Below are 17991 nucleotides of genomic sequence, written 5' to 3'. Positions count from 1 at the left end.
AAAGGAGCGAGCACATGATTAAAAAATTTTTCTTGGGAGTCTTAGTGAGTACTATTTTATTACAAACAACTGTCGCCCCAACTCTCACAGTAGCAAATGCAACTGAGACAGAGTCACAACAAAATAATATAGAGATGAAAATGTCCTCTGAAAATACAGGTCTGAACAACAATGAATTAATCATCCAAAATACAGTAAAAGGTCAAGTCTATACCTTAATTTTACCTGAACAGTTGCAGTTGGATACGAAGAAAGCAACGGAAAATATTGCTTATGATAAAACCAAGAATGAAGTAACAATTAAAGGCACAGAAGAAAAAATATCTCTATTTCTGCTTGCCTCTAATGAAGGTATCTATCCATTAGAGTTGAAAGAGGACAGCGTTAGTTCTGTCAGTTTAAATCTTATTATCAAAAAAACAGAAAGCGAGGCACCTAAAGATAAAAATAAAGTAGGAAATAATTTATTAGCTGCTGATCCAATAGTAGGTACTTCTATTTCCGATAAATTATCTCTTCAAGCGGAAGCAAGCAAAAGTACTTTAAGTAATTATACAGAACAAATGACTATCAGCTATTCGATTAATTTCCTTGATGGTTCAGCGACATTAAAAGACGGAAAACTTGTAATTGATTTCACTGGATCCGGGCTAGAACCAGTAAACTATCCAAAAAACATCTCAGCTAATCCAAATGTGAAATCCGCAACGTATAGTTCTTCTACTGATAAGTTAACTATTAATCTAGTTGATAACATCCCGAGTGGAGCTCCATTCGATATTCCTGTTGTCGTTCGAGCTAGCTATGATGCTTCACCCGGAAAGACAAAGGACTTAAAAGCAACTCTTTCTGCATCTAACAATAATGCTGAAACTTATGAACCTGTTGAGAAAGCTGTAAGTGTCACATTTACCGGAAGTGATACAGATAAAGAATATGAATCAATTACTACTGGAGATGGCAGTTGGGATTTTGCTCCACGCAATATCGTATCCTTTTCACTTATGCCAAAAGGATACGATATTAATTGGCCAGTAATTACTAAAAAAAGTAGCGGGAATAAGAGCTTTAAAAATCTAAAATTAGAATATCTTAAAGAAAATGGTGCAGGTATTGTTAACTTTAGTATGTTGCAATTAAATATCACTAAACCAGGTGAATTTTGGTCTTCTCTTAGTGCGATTAATGGAACACCTACCCAAATTAGTAATACACCGGAAAAACAAGTAGTAGCGTTTGGTCCAATTAATGCCAATATGTATAATCAACTACAACTAACAGTTTCTTCTAATATGCCTGCAGATGCTGTAGCAGGTACTGTTTATACAGGAACAATAAATGTTTATGATGAAGACGTTCTGGTTACAACTTTGAAAGTGAATTCTACTGCACTTGCTGCAAAATCTACTGTAACTGTAGATAGCGAGGTATCTAAAACAACGATGTCTGTATTGAATGGGGATTCATGCCTAAAGTAGCTTCTTCTATGTCTGGAGTAAATGACTTACAAATTACTGCACCAATTCCTGAAGGACTTAAAACACGCTCATTTATTCCCAATAATAACTCTCTCAAATCAATAAAAAAATTAGAGTATTATCAAAATGGTGCATGGGAAACAATGGCTGCTAATACACCAAGTGGTTGGGATTTTTCTAACATGGATCAATCTACACATCGAATCGAAAAATTCCGACTTACTTATAAAGATAGTATAGTAAATGCAAGTGACTTACCACCATATACCCCAGGCACATTTCGTCTCCAAAATATAGGAGTGAAAGAAGGTAACTCTTTCGTGCTACAACCCGAATCAATTACCTACACAGATTTTGACAAAACAAGTAAAACTGTGGATGCAACTATTGACGCATTAAAGAAAACCATTCAGGTAGTGGAGCCAACTATTAGTCCAGCAAAAATAAATGGAGCTGTATTTTATCCATCCGCAGTTAGTGGTTCTACTCAAAATTTTAATAGCTCCATTTTCTTTAACGGTGATACCATAGCGCAATCAGTTCGTATTGGAAACTATGCGAATAAATTAGAAAATCCGTATATTTTTGTTATTGTTCCCAAAGGAATGGATGTTACTTTACTAAGGAACTATATTCAACAGCCATATAATAGTACTTTAAACTATACCTATGCACCAGCTAATGGAGTCAACACTATTTATCCAAAATCCTCCGCTGATGTCAGCGGAGAAGAAAAATTAGCAGATGGTTCTACTTTGCTATACTGGGAAGCTCCAGACACCAGCTTATCTCCTGGAGTTAGACTATGTGAGCTTCTATCCATAGATTTAGCTTTCAAACTAAACAAAGTCAATAGCGGCGAAAACAAAGTCGAATTCGGGATGGGCTCGATGACGGACGCGAGTTGGACTATCAATGGCACTGGTAATAATGGGCTTACTGCTAAAACTTTGCCTAGTGAACTCCAAGCTAAGCTACCTGGTGTGACTTCCAGTAAATATTTGTCCACCACGATGACTGCTAATGTGGGGATTTCCAACAGCCTAACTACCAAAATGAAAATCAGAGGAAGTCAAGATAAAAAATTAGTCGATGTCAGCACTACGACCGCAACCACGATTCCTGGTAAAAAAGTTGACTACAATTTAAGTTTTAAAAACAATGGCACCAAAAGTATGAACAACCTAGAAATTATCGATATCTTGCCGTTTGTAGGAGACCAATATGTTCTTGGCACCGGAGATCGAGGTTCGCAGTTCTCCGTCATCCCAACGAGTGAAATCGAAGTGCTCGTCAATGGGAAGAAAAGTGACACTGCGACAGTCGAGTATTCCACTAGTACCACACCAGAACGTTTTGATGCAGACGGAGAAGATGTTCCTGGTGCTGCATGGCAAATGACCGCACCAACCAACATGGCGGATGTTAAGAGCTTCCGAATTAAATTACCGAATACCGAATTCAAAGTAGGTGACCAAATTGATCTCAATTTCGAAGGAACAGTTCCAACCGATGCGCCTCGTAATGGCGAAATTGCTTATAACTCTGTCGCTTACCGAGTGGATAAAGAAACCGCATCTGGTACGAGTAAGCTAGCTTCTGAACCACCACGCGGCGGTGTGAAAAGTACTACACCAGCTACCGATTTAAGTCTCGCAGGGGATTCCTTTATTGACTTGAATAAAAATGGTATACAGGATAGTGGAGAGAATGGGCTTAACTCAGTTCAGTTAGATTTATATAAAGAAGAAAACGGAGAATGGGAGAAAATTGACACGATTTATACTTCTCCTGACTCTGCTAATCAAAAAAATGGGTTGTTTAACTTTGCTGGCTTAAGCAATGGCACTTACAAAATTGCCGCTCATTTACCAAATAAAAATGCCGACTTTGTCACTACTGGCGGTAACAAAGTGGTGGTGGACACGAAAGATACAACGCTTGGCTGGTTAAGCAAAAATGGCTCTACGGAGTTTACTATTGATGATTTAGCGAGTAGAAACCCCAAAGCCATCACGGATATTCAGCTACCAATGTATATGTCTACGCCCGTACAAGGAGCCGTTATCTTCATGAACAAAGCCGGTGAACGGAAAATTACCTCATATGGTGAAGGATACCAAGTAACGCTCTTAGATGAGGACGGTAAAGAAGTGAAATCCACCGTGACCACGAATAGTAAAGGAGAATTTGCCTTTAGCGATGTCGTTATTCAAAGCCCGGTCAATTATACATTACAAGTGACCTCGCCATCTGGAACTAAATTGGTCTATGCACCACAAAATATGGCATTCAACCCTACGACCGGAATATATACGCTAAACAACTTAACGCCTGGTGTCGGTAGCATCTCAGAAATTTATATTACCGATGACAGCCTACCAACAACAGACATTCAATTAGATCGCGCCGTTTCTCCCAAAGCCATCACGATTGATTCGAAAGATGTCGCGACCGAAGTAACCAATAAATGGACGGTAGAAGATAGTCAAGGAACCCTCGTTTATGAAGGGACGGGGAAGACGATTCGTATCCCAAATGATGAAGGCACCTATACAGCTAAAAACACGGCTAAAGATGAAGCAGGGAATACGGCAACTGTGCAAAAAACATTTGATATGGATAACACGGCACCAGTGCTGGCTATCAATCCAGATGCTTCCATCGAAGTGAACAGCACGGAAGCCGATATAAATTGGGTGAAGCCTTTAACTGCAACGGCTAATGATGCACATGATGGAGCGATTACACCGACCATTGATTACCGCCAAGTCGTTTGGAATGAACTCGGCACTTATCCAGTCACTATCCAGGCCACGGATGCGTCTGGAAATGAGTCCACGCAAACGGTCCAAGTCCAAGTAGTGGATACCATTGCGCCGACTATTTTAGTAACGAACAACACGCTCACTTATACGGTGGAAGACATGCGTGCTTTGACCGAACAAGACCTATTCAAAGCAGCAGGTCTGATTGGTGGAGACAACTATGATTTGGCACCAGGGCAAGCACCACAACCAAACAAAAGGCCCATGATTTTCACTAGTGACTTTACTACGGTATTTGACGCTATTTCTACCGTGAAAAAAGGTTCGTATCAATTGCAAGTCAATCTGATGGATTCAAGTCTTAATCAAGCGATCCCACAAACGATTTCGATTCAAGTGGTGGATACAAAGGCACCTGTGATTACAGCAGATAACGTTACCTATCATGTGAACGCAAATAAAACCGAAGTGGATTTCTTCAAAGATGCTAATGTGAAAGCCGCAGATAATAACGATAATGCAGACAAGTTAACCATTGCAACCGATTTTGGTGAGAAAGTGGACTTAACGAAACCAGGAAAGTATGCTATAACCGTAAGTGCGACCGACACAGCAGGGAACGAGTCAACGAAAAAAGTCCAAGTTCAGGTAGAAAAGGACAAACCTGTCATTTCAGCTGACAAAGTAATAATGTATCAAGGTAAAACGAATGTAACCGAAACAAAATTCTTAAGCGATATTCACGCGACCGTGACCGATGAACTAGATGAAGACGTACAAGTGACCAGCGACTTTTTCCAAAAAGCAAACCAAAATAAAGTCGGCAGCTATAAAGTAACTTTAAATGCGAAAGACTCCTATGGGAATAAAGCCAATCCAGTCATTGTGTACGTGCAAATCGAAAATAAAATAGCACCTACTTTAGAAAAAGTAACTGATCAAACGATAGAGGCAATAAACCAAATGCCAGCATTGTCCACTATCTTTGGTATCCAAGCGACCGATTATATGACCGGAGAAGCTTTAAAAGTCACCTACACATCAGATCGATCCATTCAAGGAAATGTTCCGAGGACTTACACGATAAAAGTCAGCACAAAAGATACTGTAGGGAACACCGCAGAAACAACGGTTACTTTAACCATTATCGACACGACCGCACCAAGCTTCACCACAACTAAAACAACCAAACAAATAGAAATCAACACGAAAGCACCAAACTGGCTGACTTTCTTTGGTATCCAAGCAAACGATATTGTCGATGGGGATGATACAAATGAAATTCAAGTGGATGCGAGTGAAATCAATTTAGCGAAACTCGGCACGTATCATGTTTACTTCATGGTGAATGACCAAGCTGGTAACACTGCGAACACATTAACTACGACAGTACAAGTAGTCGATACTATTTTACCGAAATTAATGGTCACTAAAGATAAAATCAGTTATCCTAATGGCAAAACGGTGTCCGAGATCCAATTCCTGCAAGATATTGGTGCAAGTGCGACGGACAATAATGGAGATGTGACCATTACAACAAATCTTAACAAAGCAGTCAACTGGAACCAAGCAGGCACCTATAAAGTGACGATTACCGCGACTGATTCATCTGGTAATGTTACCAAGAAAATCATTCAAGTAACTATTCAAGAGGACAAGTCAACGGTTGTGATTACTCCAGGAAAAGGCAATAATCAAAATAATAACAACAATGTCTCTTCCAAAAACAAGAAAAACATACCAGAAACAGGGGACACATGGAACACAACGTTACTCCTTACTGGCATCATGCTTCTTCTAACCGGAATTTGGTTGTTCCGCAGAAAAAACAGCAAAATAAAGTAAGCAGAAAATAAATTTTGCTTATTCAAGCATTTGCAAGAAATTGATCTAAATAAGTAAAGCCTGCAATCTAGGTTTTACTTATTTTTTATTCATTTGATACTTATGTTAAGATTTATATTATAATATATTAAACTACATCATCGAGGGGACTGTATTACATGAAGCAAAACAAAACATTGGCTAACCAAATTCTACAGTTTAATGAAGCGCTTTCGCTTACGACAATGGAGTTACCAACAGGATTTAGGCTTATCAATCCATATAATGGTGACCAAAAAAACCTAGTAAGTGAAATAACAGCAGCATTTTACCAAAAATATTATAACGATAATAAGCCCCGTCGTCTCATACTCGGTAGCTCGCCAGCACGTCGAGGATCTGCGTTAACCGGGGTACCATTTGAAGATGCCAAACACCTCCAAAATGAGACAGGTATTTTTATAGAAAAATTTTACATAAATCAGTCATCATCTGGATTTTTATATGATGTTATTAGTGCGTATGGCGGTTGTCAGAAGTTTTATACAAACTTCTATATGAATTTTGTCTGTCCACTAGGTGTAGTAAGAGTCAATTCAAAAGGAAAAGAAGTAAATTGCAATTACTACGAAAATAAAAAAATACAAGCAATTTTATCCCCATTTATCATCCAATCCATCCGTAGCCAAATAGAGTTCGGAATGGACACCTCCATATGTTACTGTATAGGAAGCGGGGAAAATTACAATTTCTTATCGAAAATAAACGATGAGTATCAATTTTTCCATACAATTATCCCATTAGAACATCCGCGTTTTATCACACAATACAATTCACAACATAAAGAGAAGTATATGGAGAAGTATTTGAACGCATTTTATAGAAACTAAGCTATGGTTAAACGAAAGGAATGAACTTATTTGAATATCGTTGTCTATTGTGGAGCAAGCAAAGGAAATGATCCGGCTTATCAACAAGCTGCAAAAAAGCTAGGTGAGTGGATTGTTGAACAAAAACATACACTAGTATACGGTGGAGGCAAAATAGGGCTGATGCGTGTTATTGCTGATACTGTAATCAAAGGGGAAGGAGAAGTAATCGGCGTAATGCCTCAGTTCTTAATGGAGCGAGAACTAGCACATACGAATTTAACCAAGATGTATTCTGTCCATACGATGGCTGAACGAAAGCAAAAAATGCTTGATCTAGGGGATGTTTGTATCGCACTACCAGGAGGACCTGGCACGCTAGAAGAAATCACCGAAATGATCTCTTGGTCAAGAATTGGACAAAATCCCAACCCTTGTATTTTATTTAATGAAAATGGTTTTTATGAGCCTTTAAGAGATTTATATGACAACATGGTAAAAAATGATTTTCTCACTCAAACAGACAGAGATAAGACGCTCTTTTCAAATTCACTAAAAGAAATCAACCAATTTATAATCGATTATGTACCAGCTGAAGTTCGGAGATATTGAGAAAACAGCTTAGGAAGCAAGACGGAATATATCTTTATGAACAAAACATACAAAGACCTTCTAGTTTAATAAGTTAGAAGGTCTCTTTTTTTATTTCCCTTTAAATGATAACTTTTTATCTATTAAAGATAAAAAATGTTATTTTTTACTATTTATCACAGTTGAATTATGGATATTTTTTGACAAATTTAAAGATTTGAGTTTTAATTTATTTATTTATTTATGTTAAAATTAACTGAAAATACATATAAATAAGGAGAGATAACATGAGAAAAATAAAACAACTAATGCCTCTAAGTCTTATGCTACTAATATTATTTTCGCTAGTTTGCTTTGAAAATATAGTAGTTGCGAAAAATGTTGTACATGAAGGAAGTTCTGGACCGGGATTAGCTGGTGGTGGTGGAGCTAGACTTAAACCTGGTGGTGGTTCAGCAAAACCAAAGCCAAAACCGAAACCCACTGTTTCACAAGCTTATTCTACAGCAAAATCAAAAGGTTCAAAAACAGCAAATCATTCATCTGTAACAAAATCAAAGAAAGTTACGTCCCTACCTAAAACTGGTAAAGCATATTCATCAAAGGATTTTTACGATGGTAAAAAGGTAAAACAAAGACGTTATTATGATAAAAACGGAAAAGCTCAAATGGATATAGATTATACAAATCATGGGAATGCAAAAGCCCATCCTAAAGTACCGCATAGACATAATTTTGATTCAAAAGGTAATAGAGGTAAAGATTATTAAGTATTGGAGTTGGATCAAATGGATGAAAAGAAATATAAGTTATTCAAAGAAGGCTTGTATATGGGAGAAGAATATCTATTCGTTTATAATGACACTGACTATTGGATTAGTCATGATGCAAACGGAGGAAGTAGCTTAGCAAAAGATGATGGTACATATTGTCAAGATTTCCATTCATTGGATGAATTATTTCAAAAAGCTAAACTAGATGGAAAGTTATTGGATGAATTATACCCAGAAATGTATTGGGGAGTAGAATGCTAATTAATAATAAAAAAAGAAAGAGCTCGATATAAAAATCGCGGTCTTTCTTTTTTTATTTTGTGTTTATATTTTAATATTAAACTGCTGATAAGATTTTCCCCAGTCACTTTTTATATCATTATACATTGCTTCATCATCAATAAACTTAAAGAAAGAAAGAGCTGTATTGTGAAGAGATTCTGCTTGTTCTATTTTACCTTTGAACAGAAGATATTCTGCCTTTCTATGATAACCAAGATACTTTACAGATAAATTATCTATATCAGTAGCTAATTGAATTCCTATTTCTATATACTTAATAGTTTCTTCTACTTTACCTGCAAATTTCAAAAAAAAGAGCCAAATTAAATACCAGCCCCATTTTAAGGCGTTTGTAATTGATAAAATATGAAAATTTATCAATTTCATTCATTAATTTATTTGCAACTAATTCTAATGTTTCATTTTCAAAGACGAAAATAATGTGAGCTAAAATTAATATATCGTGATGAAACCATTCATCTTGTTTTTCTAATCTCTCCCAGATGAATTCAACTTCTTTTCTTGCTAAATCAACTGATTCAGTTTCAGTGAAAATAGTAATCACATTACATCTACAGAGTAGTTGTGCTGGTAATAGATTACTTCTTCTAAGGATACATTAATTTGCTTGCAAAAAATGATGATTCGATTGTAGGTGGGGTTGATTAAATTGGTTTCAATTTTAGCAATCGTTGAACGACTTAAATTATTAGTGACTATTTCATTTTGAGTAAAGCCTTTTATTTTTCGTATATCTCTCAAAGCTTCACCGATAGTTTTGTTTTCACTCATGTTGTTAGCTCCTTTTTGCTCATATTGCACTTAATATAATAATTATATAGAAACATTTGCATAAGTCTGTGGACAAAATATGAATGTTCGGATAGTAAACAAAGTGAATATTTTATTAAAATACATGTTAATATTAGTACAAAGGAGGGGATTAAAAATGATTTTATTACAAACTGTTGTTAGTGTATTTGCATCAATTGTTTTAGGCGGTTAAAAAAAGAAGTCCCTTGACACCGAAGCGGGAACTAAGGTATTGTAGAGGACTTCACATCAAAATAATATCATACTGACAGCTAAATAATCAAACAAGAAGGGGATTGCGTTATGGAAGATTCGCACTTGCTTAGACAATACAGAAATTATTTATTTAGCAAAAATTTAACAGAGAGAACGATAGATAATAATTTAACTATAATTACAAGAGAGTTATTCGAAAAAGTCGATTCGATTGAAATTAACCAAAACGAGTATAGAGAAATATTAAGTGATATGAGAGAAAGATTATCAACAAATACAATGTATAATTATGTCAATGTATTAGAACGCTTTTATAATTATTTAATTGATTTTAAAGTGCTTGATACTGGAAATTATTTCAGATCATCAGGCATAAAAATAACTGCAGTTAAAAATATGAAAGTATTATATGAGCAAGAAATTGCGGAAATCTATAAAACATTTGATTCTAACAACGAAACTACGGGATATCAAGAATTTTTATTTGATTTTTTGTATAGCACAGGGATAAGACTGAAAGAATTCGAGAACTTAAATGTTTATGATTTTGATTTCGAGAATCGGGTTATAACAGTTTTGGGCAAAGGTAATTAAAGAAAGATTTGTTATCTATAATGAATCTTTAGAAAAGAATTTACTATCTTATTTGAAAGCTAGACAGGCAATAATGACATTTCATAAGCGTTGTCATTCATATTTTTTAATAGATTTTAACACAGGTGAAAGGTTAAAATCAGCAAAAGTTTACTCTGAGATTGTAAAAATTGGTAAAATTGTTCATAGAAAGATACATCCTCACATGTTAAGGCATTCGTATGCTACGCATTTGCTTGAAAATGGTTGTGACTTGCGTTATATTCAAGAATTATTAGGACATTCGAGTGTATCAACGACACAAAGATATACACGGGTTCAACTTAAACAAAAACAAAACACAATCAAGAAATTTCATCCGAGGAGCTAATTATGCTACTTGGATTTTTTTATGAATAGAAAATATCCATTATTGGATTATATTATGTTATAATTATATTAATTAACTATAATACATAAAAGGTGTGAAATGGATGTATTTTTTAGATGATGATGATGTAATTAAGCAAAAAATTGTAGCTGAATTAAATAAATATGTAATGTCACAAAGACAAGTTGCTGACTATTTAGAGATATTACCATCTAATGTTTCGAATATGATTAAAGCTAGAAAAATAGAGCCATTTTATGTTTTTGATGATGAGTCTGTTAGAAATATTAATCTTTTTTATAGGAAAGATATTGAAAATTATGCAGATTAGTTTTTGTTATTATATAAATATAGTAAATGACAACAAAGTTACTAAGTGTATAAATCGAGAGAGGACAATGGTTCTCTCTTGATTAAATATTTAAATTTCTAGTTTACATAATATATATTATAGGAAGTAATGTTGATTATGTAAAGAAGCATTGTCCCAGCAAAACATCATTATTAAAAGCACTAAGTTACTACTCAATGCTTTTAAATGCGTCTCATTCACTTTTATTACGAATTAATCATCCACATATTCTAAAATATCACCAGGTTGGCATTTCAATACTTTGCATATTTCATTTAACGTAGAAAATCGAATCGCGCTTACTTTACCAGTCTTTATTTTTGATAAGTTAACATTTGCTACACCGACTTCTTTAGATAATTGATTTAAAGACATCTTACGGTCAGCCATAATTCGATCCAATCTTAATATTATTGCCATTTATTTTTATCTCCATTCATAAAGTTTCATCAGATTCTTTTTGCAAAAATGCGCCATAACGAAAAATTTCTGTTAAACAATAGAAAATAATTGCAAAGAAAAAAGACATATTAAGGCCAAAAGAAATATAGTAGCCAGGAATCAGTATCGTATGTAATACTGCATATAACATTTGAGGTACTAGTGAATAAATAAGTAATAATTGTGATATTAATCTTGCTATTTCGGTATCACTAAACGGAATAAATTTATTTGCCAAATCTTTAAAAATCATGCTAGCAATCCATAATATTGATGCAAGTAAAATCAATGAAAATGATGCAACACCAAGCATAATCGATTCATTTATTTGTACATATTGTTCTGGACTACTACCATAAAATGACTCTGCATGAAAAAAAGCAAAAATATCTGTTACATTTCCAAAATTAAAAAATTTCGTTGCAAGTGCTGCTAAACACATCATTATGGAACCTACTGATAAAATTTTAAGGGCAATATGCAGAAAGTAACTCATTTTTTGTAGTCTTTTTAGTTTCAATGAAATCTCTCCTTTTTTTCTAAAAAATATCTAGTATCAATAATGTTTGTCAATAACTTTTTAATGATAAACGTTAATTAGTTGATTTAAATCATAAAAAAAGACCGAACGCAAAGGTTCCGTCTCTCTTCTTTTATTCACTTTTTACCGAGCTAGCTTGCTGCAAGGAGAAATGAGCTGGTTTTAATTTAATAAACAGTAAGCCCATGCCAGCCAAACAAATAACACTGGCTACAATAAATGGCATTTTCATACCAAATGCCTCACTCAATAAACCAGAACAAAGCGGTGCAAAAGCCGCACCTAACCAACGAACAAAATTATAGGCACCACTTGTGACACTTCTTGCATACGGGGAATGTTCCATCACAGTTGTTGTAAATAAAGCATTGTTAATACCTAAAATCAAGCCAGAGATGATGATTAAAGTGATATCAACAGCAGTATTATCAATAAATCCAAGCAGAGCCAAAATGACAGCACACGCAAGTAAGGATCCTTTTAAAATTTGTTTGCTATTAAACCGAAATTCCAATGCATGAGAAATTTTTGCTGAACCAAGTGCTAAACAAAGTCCCCACGCAAAAAATACAAAACCAATTTGAATCGCTGATAAACCAAGTACTAGCGGTGAATAAGCTAAAATCGTAAAGAAACAATAATAGTAAAACATCCCACTAAAAGCAATTTGTAAAAATGGTCGATATTTAAACAAATGGAGCATCTGCTTAATAGCGACTTCTTTCTTTTCTATTGGCTCAGCGACAATTTTTTTAGGTTCTTTCACTTTAAATAAAATAAGTAAAAATGCAATAAATATTAGACAAGCTGTAGCAAAAAACGGATAACGCCAAGACATATTACCGAGAATTCCACCTAAAAGCGGACCAAAAGCCATCCCAAGTCCCATAGAAGCCTCGTAAATACCAATAGCATGTCCTGGAGTTTCTGATAAAGCAATCAACATCGTCATTGCTGTAGCCATAAACATCGAGTTTCCAAAGCCCCAACCAGCACGAAAAATCGACAAGGCACCAATCGTATCAGATAAACCACATAATAAAGCAAAAATCGTAACTATAAATAGCCCAATAACAATTAACTTCTTATCTCCAAGTTTTCCAGCAACAATCCCGATTGGAATCATCATAATCGCCATAGTAAAAATATAAGCTGTAAACAACATCTCGACTTGTGAATGAGATGCGCCAATACTTGCAGCGATGGAAGGAAGTAACGGATCCACTACTCCAATCCCCATAAATGCGAGTAAACTAGCTGCTGCAGTAATCCATTTTCCTGTATTCATTTCTTTTTCCGTCATCATAATACAACCTACACTTCCCTTTCTAAATAAAACTCACTTATTATATTACGCCTAGCAAATACTGATGTCAATATTTACATATATAAATAATGACATATATAAATATTTTACTTATCTTTGCTTATCACTTACAATAAGGTTAAATAGAAATTTAAGGGAGTTATTAAATATGACGCCAAATGTATTAGAATATACTTTGCTGCAAATGATTGCACGTGAAGCATCAAGTGGTTATGAACTAGCTAATCGTCTTAGAATTATGCAAAATACCCATCACAGTCAAATTTATCCTGCGCTTTCGAAGTTAGAGAAAGCCGGATATTTAGTAGTTCATAAACATTCTCAAAACAAAAAGCCAGATAAAAAAGTTTACACGATTACGCAGACAGGTCTAGATTCTCTTTTCGCTTGGTCGGAAACCCCGCTTAAAATCCCCGTCACTAGAGATGAGTTCACGACAAAGGTACAATTGAATTGGTTAAATAGTTCAAGAACCAAAGGACTGATCCAAGAACGAGAAACTTATTTGAATGAGCAATTAGTATTGATAGAAGAAACGCTAGCTCACTTTGCTTCTCTATTTGACTTAAAAACTTCACAAGATAAACTAAAAAATATGTCTTATCAAGTATACGCAAGAAAACTGGAGCTAATTAAAACCGAGCTAAAATGGTGTTATGAAATGTATAAAATCCTATAAAAAATCCCGACGAATAATTTGTTCGTCGGGATTTCACTATTTATAACTACTTGTTTCAAGAATTTTATTTGCTAGCACGACTACTTCTTCTTCCGGAGCTTCAATTCCTTCAAGTGGATAACGAATGCCCATTTCTTTCCATTTATAAACACCCATTGTGTGATATGGAAGCACATCAACTTGTTTCACATTTGGAAGTGTTTGAATAAACTCATGCAATTTTGTTAACTCTTCTGGGTCATCTGTTTTAGTAGGAATTAGCACGTGTCTTATCCAAATTGGTTGTTCTTTATCACGAAGATAATGAGCAAAATCAATAATTGGAGCATTAGATTTCGTTGTTAATTTCAAGTGTTTTTCTGGATTGATTTGTTTAATATCAAGTAAAATTAAATCTGTGACTTCCATTAAACGATCTAATTTCTCAATAAATTCTGGATCACGTGTAAAACAACCGCCGCATGAATCAATAGTCGTGTGCACACCAGCTTTTTTGCATAGCGTGAAAAACTCAATTAGGAAATCTACTTGAAGTAAGGGTTCTCCGCCACTTACTGTTACTCCACCACCAGATGCATCCCAAAATTCTTTATACTTAATCGCTTCATCAAATACATCTTGAGCAGATCTTTCTGTGCCGGTACCAATTTTCCAAGTATCAGGATTATGACAAAACTGACAACGAAGTAAACACCCTTGCATAAAAACAATAAACCGAATACCGGGTCCATCAACTGTCCCCATTGTTTCGACTGAATGAACTCTTCCTAAAACCTCTGTCATAATTCTCCTCTTCCTTTCCTAAATAACAAGGATTGCTACTGGTGAGCAATCCTTGCCAAAGCATCTCGCCGATTTTTATTACATAGATTCGTGCATTGTACGGTGAATAACGTCTAATTGTTGTTCACGTGTTAATTTGATGAAGTTAACTGCATATCCAGAAACACGGATAGTTAATTGCGGATATTCTTCTGGGTGATCCATCGCATCAAGTAAAGTATCACGATTGAATACATTAATATTTAAGTGATGTCCCATTTTAGTTGAATAACCATCTAGCATTGCTACTAAGTTATTGATTTGTGATTCATCTTCACGTCCTAATGCTTTAGGAACGATAGAGAATGTGTTAGAGATACCATCTTGACCATATTCATAAGGAAGTTTAGCAACGGATGAAAGTGAAGCTAAAGCACCTTTTGTATCACGACCATGCATTGGGTTCGCACCTGGTGCAAATGGTTCGCCAGCACGACGTCCGTCTGGTGTATTACCAGTTTTCTTACCATAAACTACATTAGAAGTGATTGTAAGAACAGATGTTGTATGGACTGCATCACGGTAAGTTTTATGTTTTCTTACTTTTGTCATAAATGTTTTTAGAAGATCTACTGCAATTTCATCAACGCGGTCATCATTATTCCCGTATTTAGGATAGTCGCCTTCGATTTCATAATCAACCACAATACCATCTTCGTCACGAATTGGACGAACAGTGGCATATTTAATAGCCGATAAGGAGTCAGCTGCAACGGAAAGTCCAGCGATACCAGTTGCCATTGTACGTAACACTTCTGTATCATGTAATGCCATTTCGATACGTTCGTAAGCATATTTATCATGCATATAATGAATAACGTTTAAAGTGTTTAGGTAAAGTTCTGCAATCCATTCCATCATTGCATCATATTTTTCCATTACTTCATTGTAATCAAGCACATCGCCTTCAATTGGACGGTAAGCTGGTCCAACTTGCGCTTTCGACTTTTCATCAATACCACCATTGATTGCATAAAGAAGCGTCTTAGCAAGGTTAGCGCGAGCACCAAAGAATTGCATTTGTTTACCAACACGCATTGCGGATACACAACATGCGATTGCATAATCATCTCCCCATTTAGGGCGCATAACATCATCATTTTCGTATTGAATAGCTGATGTTTTAATCGACATTTTTGCACAGAACTTCTTGAATCCAGATGGTAAATGAGTCGACCATAGTACTGTCAAGTTTGGTTCTGGAGCTGGTCCTAAGTTATCTAATGTGTGTAAGAAACGGAAAGAGTTTTTCGTTACAAGTGGAACACCTTCTTCAGTAATACCACCGATGGATTCAGTAACCCAAGTTGGATCTCCAGAGAATAATTCGTTGTAATCAGGTGTACGTGCAAATTTGACAAGACGTAATTTCATAATGAAGTGATCGACAATTTCTTGCGCTTCTTCTTCTGTAATTAGACCATTGCGTAAATCGCGTTCTACATAAATATCAAGGAATGTAGAAGTACGACCTAAACTCATTGCAGCACCATTTTGTTCTTTAATTGCTGCAAGGTAACCAAGATATAACCATTGGAAAGCTTCTTGCGCAGTTTTTGCTGGGCGCCCAAGATCGAAACCATGTTTTTCACCTAGTACTTTCAATTCACCTAATGCACGAATTTGTTCGTTTAGTTCTTCACGTTGACGAATAACATCATCGCTCATTGTGCGTAAACCTGTATTATTTAGATCATTTTTCTTTTGTTTAATTAAGAAGTCCACACCATAAAGTGCGACACGACGATAGTCACCGATAATACGTCCACGACCGTAGGCATCTGGAAGGCCAGTAATTACGCCTGATTTACGAGCTGCACGCATTTCGGCAGTATAAGCATCGAATACACCTTGATTATGTGTTTTGCGATATTCAGAGAAAATATGGCTAATTTCTTCATCTACTTTAAAACCATAAGATTCAGCTGCCACTTCTGCCATACGAATTCCACCGAATGGTTGTAATGCGCGTTTGAAAGGTACATCAGTTTGAACACCAACTACTTTTTCTAAATCTTTGTTTAAGTAACCTGGGTCATGTGAAGTAATGGTTGAAACGATTTTGGTATCCATATCGAGTACGCCACCGTTTTCACGTTCTTGTTTAGTTAAGTCCATTACTTGATCCCAAAGTTTTGTTGTTGCTTCAGTAGGGCCTACTAGAAAAGAGTCGTCACCATCGTATAAGCGATAGTTTTTTAAGATAAAGTCACGTACGTCTACTTCTTGTTGCCAGTTACCACCTGCGAATTCATACCATTGTTCAGTCATCATATAACCTCCATTTATTGTTCATTATCGAGCGTGCTTTTGTGAGCAAACTAATTTAGAAATAATCTACACTGTTATCATAACATATTCTATAAAAAATGCTACAGTTTTGTACAATTATTTTCAAAGTTTTTTATGAATTTTGTGTGTCATTTACATTAAAACTTGATGAGTTCCGCTTTATAAAGCCATTTCTATAAATTATCATCATTCTAATTTTATTCTAAATTTAATTCATATTTCCCCCTGTACTACTTAACAGACCCACTTCTGTTATGGTACAGTTTTGAAATAGCCATTATTTTTAAAACAGGAAGATAACGCTTAACCTGTTTATTTGCAATGCTTGAGGTGATTATATAGCGTTTTCATTGTTTTTCATAAAAAAGCGGAGGTTCGATTTCCGAGTCCCTCCGCTTTCATTCACCATAAGTGTTTGTTCGATGTTGTTACAGCTATTGCTCCACTAGCTAGCACTCGGTCAATTTGATCTGTTGTCTCTATTAGGCCACCTGCAATAACTGGTATATGCAATTTCTCTGTCATTTTTTGCACTTGTTCTGGGATAATGCCTGGCAATAGTTCAATACAATCTGGTTGTACTTTTTGTATAAGCGCGACACCTTTGTTATAGGCACTAGAATCAATCATAAATAACCGTTGGATCGCGAGCATTTTATGTTGTTTAGCTTTGATAATAGCATTACCTCTAGTTGAAATGATACCATCTGGACAAATTTCTTTGCACAAAAAATCAATCGCGTATTCATCATTTTTCAGTCCATTGACTAAATCGGCATGTAGCAATACTTTTTTTCCGCCTGCTTGGGCAAATTTAACTAATGCTTTTAATTGAGCTACATGCGTTTCTAACATAACCATATATGTACTATCTAATTCTAATATCTTCTCCATATCTTTTTGGTTATGCGCCGCCGGGATAATTGTTTGACCGGAAAATGGTAAAGCCAATGATATTT

At 35.3% G+C, this 17991-nt stretch carries 18 protein-coding genes and 1 pseudogene; 10 read left to right on the top strand and 9 right to left on the bottom strand.

The genetic code is table 11. The features are described 5' to 3' along the window. Positions 1 to 14: 14 nt before the first annotated feature. The 6 genes and pseudogenes from CKV67_RS14790 to CKV67_RS07030 all read left to right on the top strand — a co-directional run bounded on the left by CKV67_RS14790 (position 15) and on the right by CKV67_RS07030 (position 8564). Positions 15 to 1478 carry a hypothetical protein gene (locus tag CKV67_RS14790; RefSeq protein ID WP_231845385.1) on the top strand — a complete coding sequence of 488 codons (1464 nt, stop codon included), beginning with the start codon at positions 15 to 17 and terminating at the stop codon, positions 1476 to 1478. Further along, positions 1466 to 6091, top strand: coding sequence for a LapB repeat-containing protein (locus tag CKV67_RS07050; RefSeq protein ID WP_231923525.1), 4626 nt, complete (start codon positions 1466 to 1468; stop codon positions 6089 to 6091). The genes CKV67_RS14790 and CKV67_RS07050 overlap by 13 nt, the downstream gene beginning before the upstream one ends. 158 nt (positions 6092 to 6249) lie before the next feature. Continuing rightward, positions 6250 to 6960 (top strand): uracil-DNA glycosylase family protein, encoded by a 711-nt coding sequence (locus CKV67_RS07045; protein WP_025279932.1) that lies wholly within the window; start codon positions 6250 to 6252, stop codon positions 6958 to 6960. Between the two features lie 30 nt (positions 6961 to 6990). Next, positions 6991 to 7497, top strand: a pseudogene (locus tag CKV67_RS07040) (LOG family protein); the annotation flags it as partial. 320 nt (positions 7498 to 7817) lie between these two features. After that, a complete protein-coding gene (locus tag CKV67_RS07035; protein WP_014092792.1) occupies positions 7818 to 8300 on the top strand; it encodes a hypothetical protein in 483 nt (160 codons plus the stop codon). An 18-nt stretch (positions 8301 to 8318) separates the two neighbouring features. Further along, positions 8319 to 8564 (top strand): hypothetical protein, encoded by a 246-nt coding sequence (locus CKV67_RS07030; RefSeq protein WP_014092791.1) that lies wholly within the window; start codon positions 8319 to 8321, stop codon positions 8562 to 8564. A gap of 63 nt (positions 8565 to 8627) precedes the next feature. On the opposite strand, the gene CKV67_RS07025 is transcribed toward CKV67_RS07030, so the two are convergent. The 3 genes from CKV67_RS07025 to CKV67_RS07015 are packed head-to-tail and all read right to left on the bottom strand — an operon-like array spanning position 8628 to position 9377. Beyond that, positions 8628 to 8894: a hypothetical protein gene (locus tag CKV67_RS07025; RefSeq protein ID WP_025279930.1), complete on the bottom strand. Its 267-nt coding sequence runs from the start codon at positions 8892 to 8894 to the stop codon at positions 8628 to 8630. Beyond that, positions 8878 to 9150 carry an Rgg family transcriptional regulator gene (locus CKV67_RS07020; RefSeq protein ID WP_025279929.1) on the bottom strand — a complete coding sequence of 91 codons (273 nt, stop codon included), beginning with the start codon at positions 9148 to 9150 and terminating at the stop codon, positions 8878 to 8880. Before CKV67_RS07020 ends, CKV67_RS07025 begins: the two co-directional genes overlap by 17 nt. Further along, complete coding sequence (locus CKV67_RS07015; RefSeq protein ID WP_025279928.1) at positions 9147 to 9377, bottom strand: helix-turn-helix domain-containing protein; 231 nt, start codon at positions 9375 to 9377, stop codon at positions 9147 to 9149. The genes CKV67_RS07020 and CKV67_RS07015 overlap by 4 nt, the downstream gene beginning before the upstream one ends. A gap of 324 nt (positions 9378 to 9701) precedes the next feature. Between CKV67_RS07015 and CKV67_RS14885 the strand changes: the two genes are divergently transcribed. The 3 genes from CKV67_RS14885 to CKV67_RS07000 all read left to right on the top strand — a co-directional run bounded on the left by CKV67_RS14885 (position 9702) and on the right by CKV67_RS07000 (position 10909). Continuing rightward, the gene (locus CKV67_RS14885; RefSeq protein WP_025279927.1) at positions 9702 to 10208 is read left to right on the top strand and encodes a tyrosine-type recombinase/integrase; all 507 of its coding nucleotides are present in this window, start codon (positions 9702 to 9704) and stop codon (positions 10206 to 10208) included. A gap of 52 nt (positions 10209 to 10260) precedes the next feature. Further along, positions 10261 to 10578, top strand: a complete 318-nt coding sequence (locus tag CKV67_RS14970) for a tyrosine-type recombinase/integrase (protein WP_077905832.1) — start codon at positions 10261 to 10263, stop codon at positions 10576 to 10578. A 103-nt stretch (positions 10579 to 10681) separates the two neighbouring features. Next, a complete protein-coding gene (locus tag CKV67_RS07000; protein ID WP_014092790.1) occupies positions 10682 to 10909 on the top strand; it encodes a hypothetical protein in 228 nt (75 codons plus the stop codon). Between the two features lie 234 nt (positions 10910 to 11143). On the opposite strand, the gene CKV67_RS06995 is transcribed toward CKV67_RS07000, so the two are convergent. The 3 genes from CKV67_RS06995 to mdrL all read right to left on the bottom strand — a co-directional run bounded on the left by CKV67_RS06995 (position 11144) and on the right by mdrL (position 13218). Further along, positions 11144 to 11350, bottom strand: a complete 207-nt coding sequence (locus CKV67_RS06995; protein WP_014092789.1) for a helix-turn-helix domain-containing protein — start codon at positions 11348 to 11350, stop codon at positions 11144 to 11146. A gap of 16 nt (positions 11351 to 11366) precedes the next feature. Continuing rightward, positions 11367 to 11891: a hypothetical protein gene (locus tag CKV67_RS06990; RefSeq protein ID WP_014092788.1), complete on the bottom strand. Its 525-nt coding sequence runs from the start codon at positions 11889 to 11891 to the stop codon at positions 11367 to 11369. Positions 11892 to 12024: 133 nt separating this feature from the next. Then, the gene (gene mdrL, locus CKV67_RS06985; protein ID WP_014092787.1) at positions 12025 to 13218 is read right to left on the bottom strand and encodes a multidrug efflux MFS transporter MdrL; all 1194 of its coding nucleotides are present in this window, start codon (positions 13216 to 13218) and stop codon (positions 12025 to 12027) included. Between the two features lie 169 nt (positions 13219 to 13387). On the opposite strand from mdrL, the gene CKV67_RS06980 reads away from it, so the two are divergent. Next, a complete protein-coding gene (locus CKV67_RS06980) occupies positions 13388 to 13918 on the top strand; it encodes a PadR family transcriptional regulator (RefSeq protein ID WP_014092786.1) in 531 nt (176 codons plus the stop codon). Positions 13919 to 13954: 36 nt separating this feature from the next. On the opposite strand, the gene pflA is transcribed toward CKV67_RS06980, so the two are convergent. The 3 genes from pflA to CKV67_RS06965 form a co-directional block, all read right to left on the bottom strand. Then, positions 13955 to 14701 (bottom strand): pyruvate formate-lyase-activating protein, encoded by a 747-nt coding sequence (gene pflA, locus CKV67_RS06975; RefSeq protein WP_025279926.1) that lies wholly within the window; start codon positions 14699 to 14701, stop codon positions 13955 to 13957. A 78-nt stretch (positions 14702 to 14779) separates the two neighbouring features. Continuing rightward, positions 14780 to 17011, bottom strand: a complete 2232-nt coding sequence (gene pflB, locus CKV67_RS06970; RefSeq protein ID WP_014092784.1) for a formate C-acetyltransferase — start codon at positions 17009 to 17011, stop codon at positions 14780 to 14782. A 423-nt stretch (positions 17012 to 17434) separates the two neighbouring features. After that, on the bottom strand, positions 17435 to 17983 hold the full coding sequence (locus CKV67_RS06965) for a glycerol-3-phosphate responsive antiterminator (RefSeq protein ID WP_014092783.1): 549 nt from the start codon (positions 17981 to 17983) through the stop codon (positions 17435 to 17437). Positions 17984 to 17991 lie beyond the last annotated feature (8 nt).

The sequence above is a fragment of the Listeria ivanovii subsp. ivanovii genome (assembly GCF_900187025.1).
GTDB lineage: Bacteria > Bacillota > Bacilli > Lactobacillales > Listeriaceae > Listeria > Listeria ivanovii.
The sequence above is the reverse complement of the archived record's forward strand: the minus strand, read 5'-3'. Positions and strand labels throughout refer to the sequence as shown.

Excerpts from the sequence above, each read along its gene's own strand:
- mdrL (WP_014092787.1), bottom strand. The coding sequence starts at position 13,218 with ATGATGACGGAAAAAGAAATGAATACAGGAAAATGGATTACTGCAGCA.
- CKV67_RS06980 (WP_014092786.1), top strand. The coding sequence starts at position 13,388 with ATGACGCCAAATGTATTAGAATATACTTTGCTGCAAATGATTGCACGT.
- CKV67_RS07045 (WP_025279932.1), top strand. The coding sequence starts at position 6,250 with ATGAAGCAAAACAAAACATTGGCTAACCAAATTCTACAGTTTAATGAA.
- CKV67_RS07050 (WP_231923525.1), top strand. The coding sequence starts at position 1,466 with ATGCCTAAAGTAGCTTCTTCTATGTCTGGAGTAAATGACTTACAAATT.
- CKV67_RS07035 (WP_014092792.1), top strand. The coding sequence starts at position 7,818 with ATGAGAAAAATAAAACAACTAATGCCTCTAAGTCTTATGCTACTAATA.
- CKV67_RS07015 (WP_025279928.1), bottom strand. The coding sequence starts at position 9,377 with ATGAGTGAAAACAAAACTATCGGTGAAGCTTTGAGAGATATACGAAAA.
- CKV67_RS14885 (WP_025279927.1), top strand. The coding sequence starts at position 9,702 with ATGGAAGATTCGCACTTGCTTAGACAATACAGAAATTATTTATTTAGC.
- CKV67_RS06995 (WP_014092789.1), bottom strand. The coding sequence starts at position 11,350 with ATGGCAATAATATTAAGATTGGATCGAATTATGGCTGACCGTAAGATG.
- CKV67_RS07000 (WP_014092790.1), top strand. The coding sequence starts at position 10,682 with ATGTATTTTTTAGATGATGATGATGTAATTAAGCAAAAAATTGTAGCT.
- pflA (WP_025279926.1), bottom strand. The coding sequence starts at position 14,701 with ATGACAGAGGTTTTAGGAAGAGTTCATTCAGTCGAAACAATGGGGACA.
- CKV67_RS14790 (WP_231845385.1), top strand. The coding sequence starts at position 15 with ATGATTAAAAAATTTTTCTTGGGAGTCTTAGTGAGTACTATTTTATTA.
- pflB (WP_014092784.1), bottom strand. The coding sequence starts at position 17,011 with ATGACTGAACAATGGTATGAATTCGCAGGTGGTAACTGGCAACAAGAA.
- CKV67_RS07030 (WP_014092791.1), top strand. The coding sequence starts at position 8,319 with ATGGATGAAAAGAAATATAAGTTATTCAAAGAAGGCTTGTATATGGGA.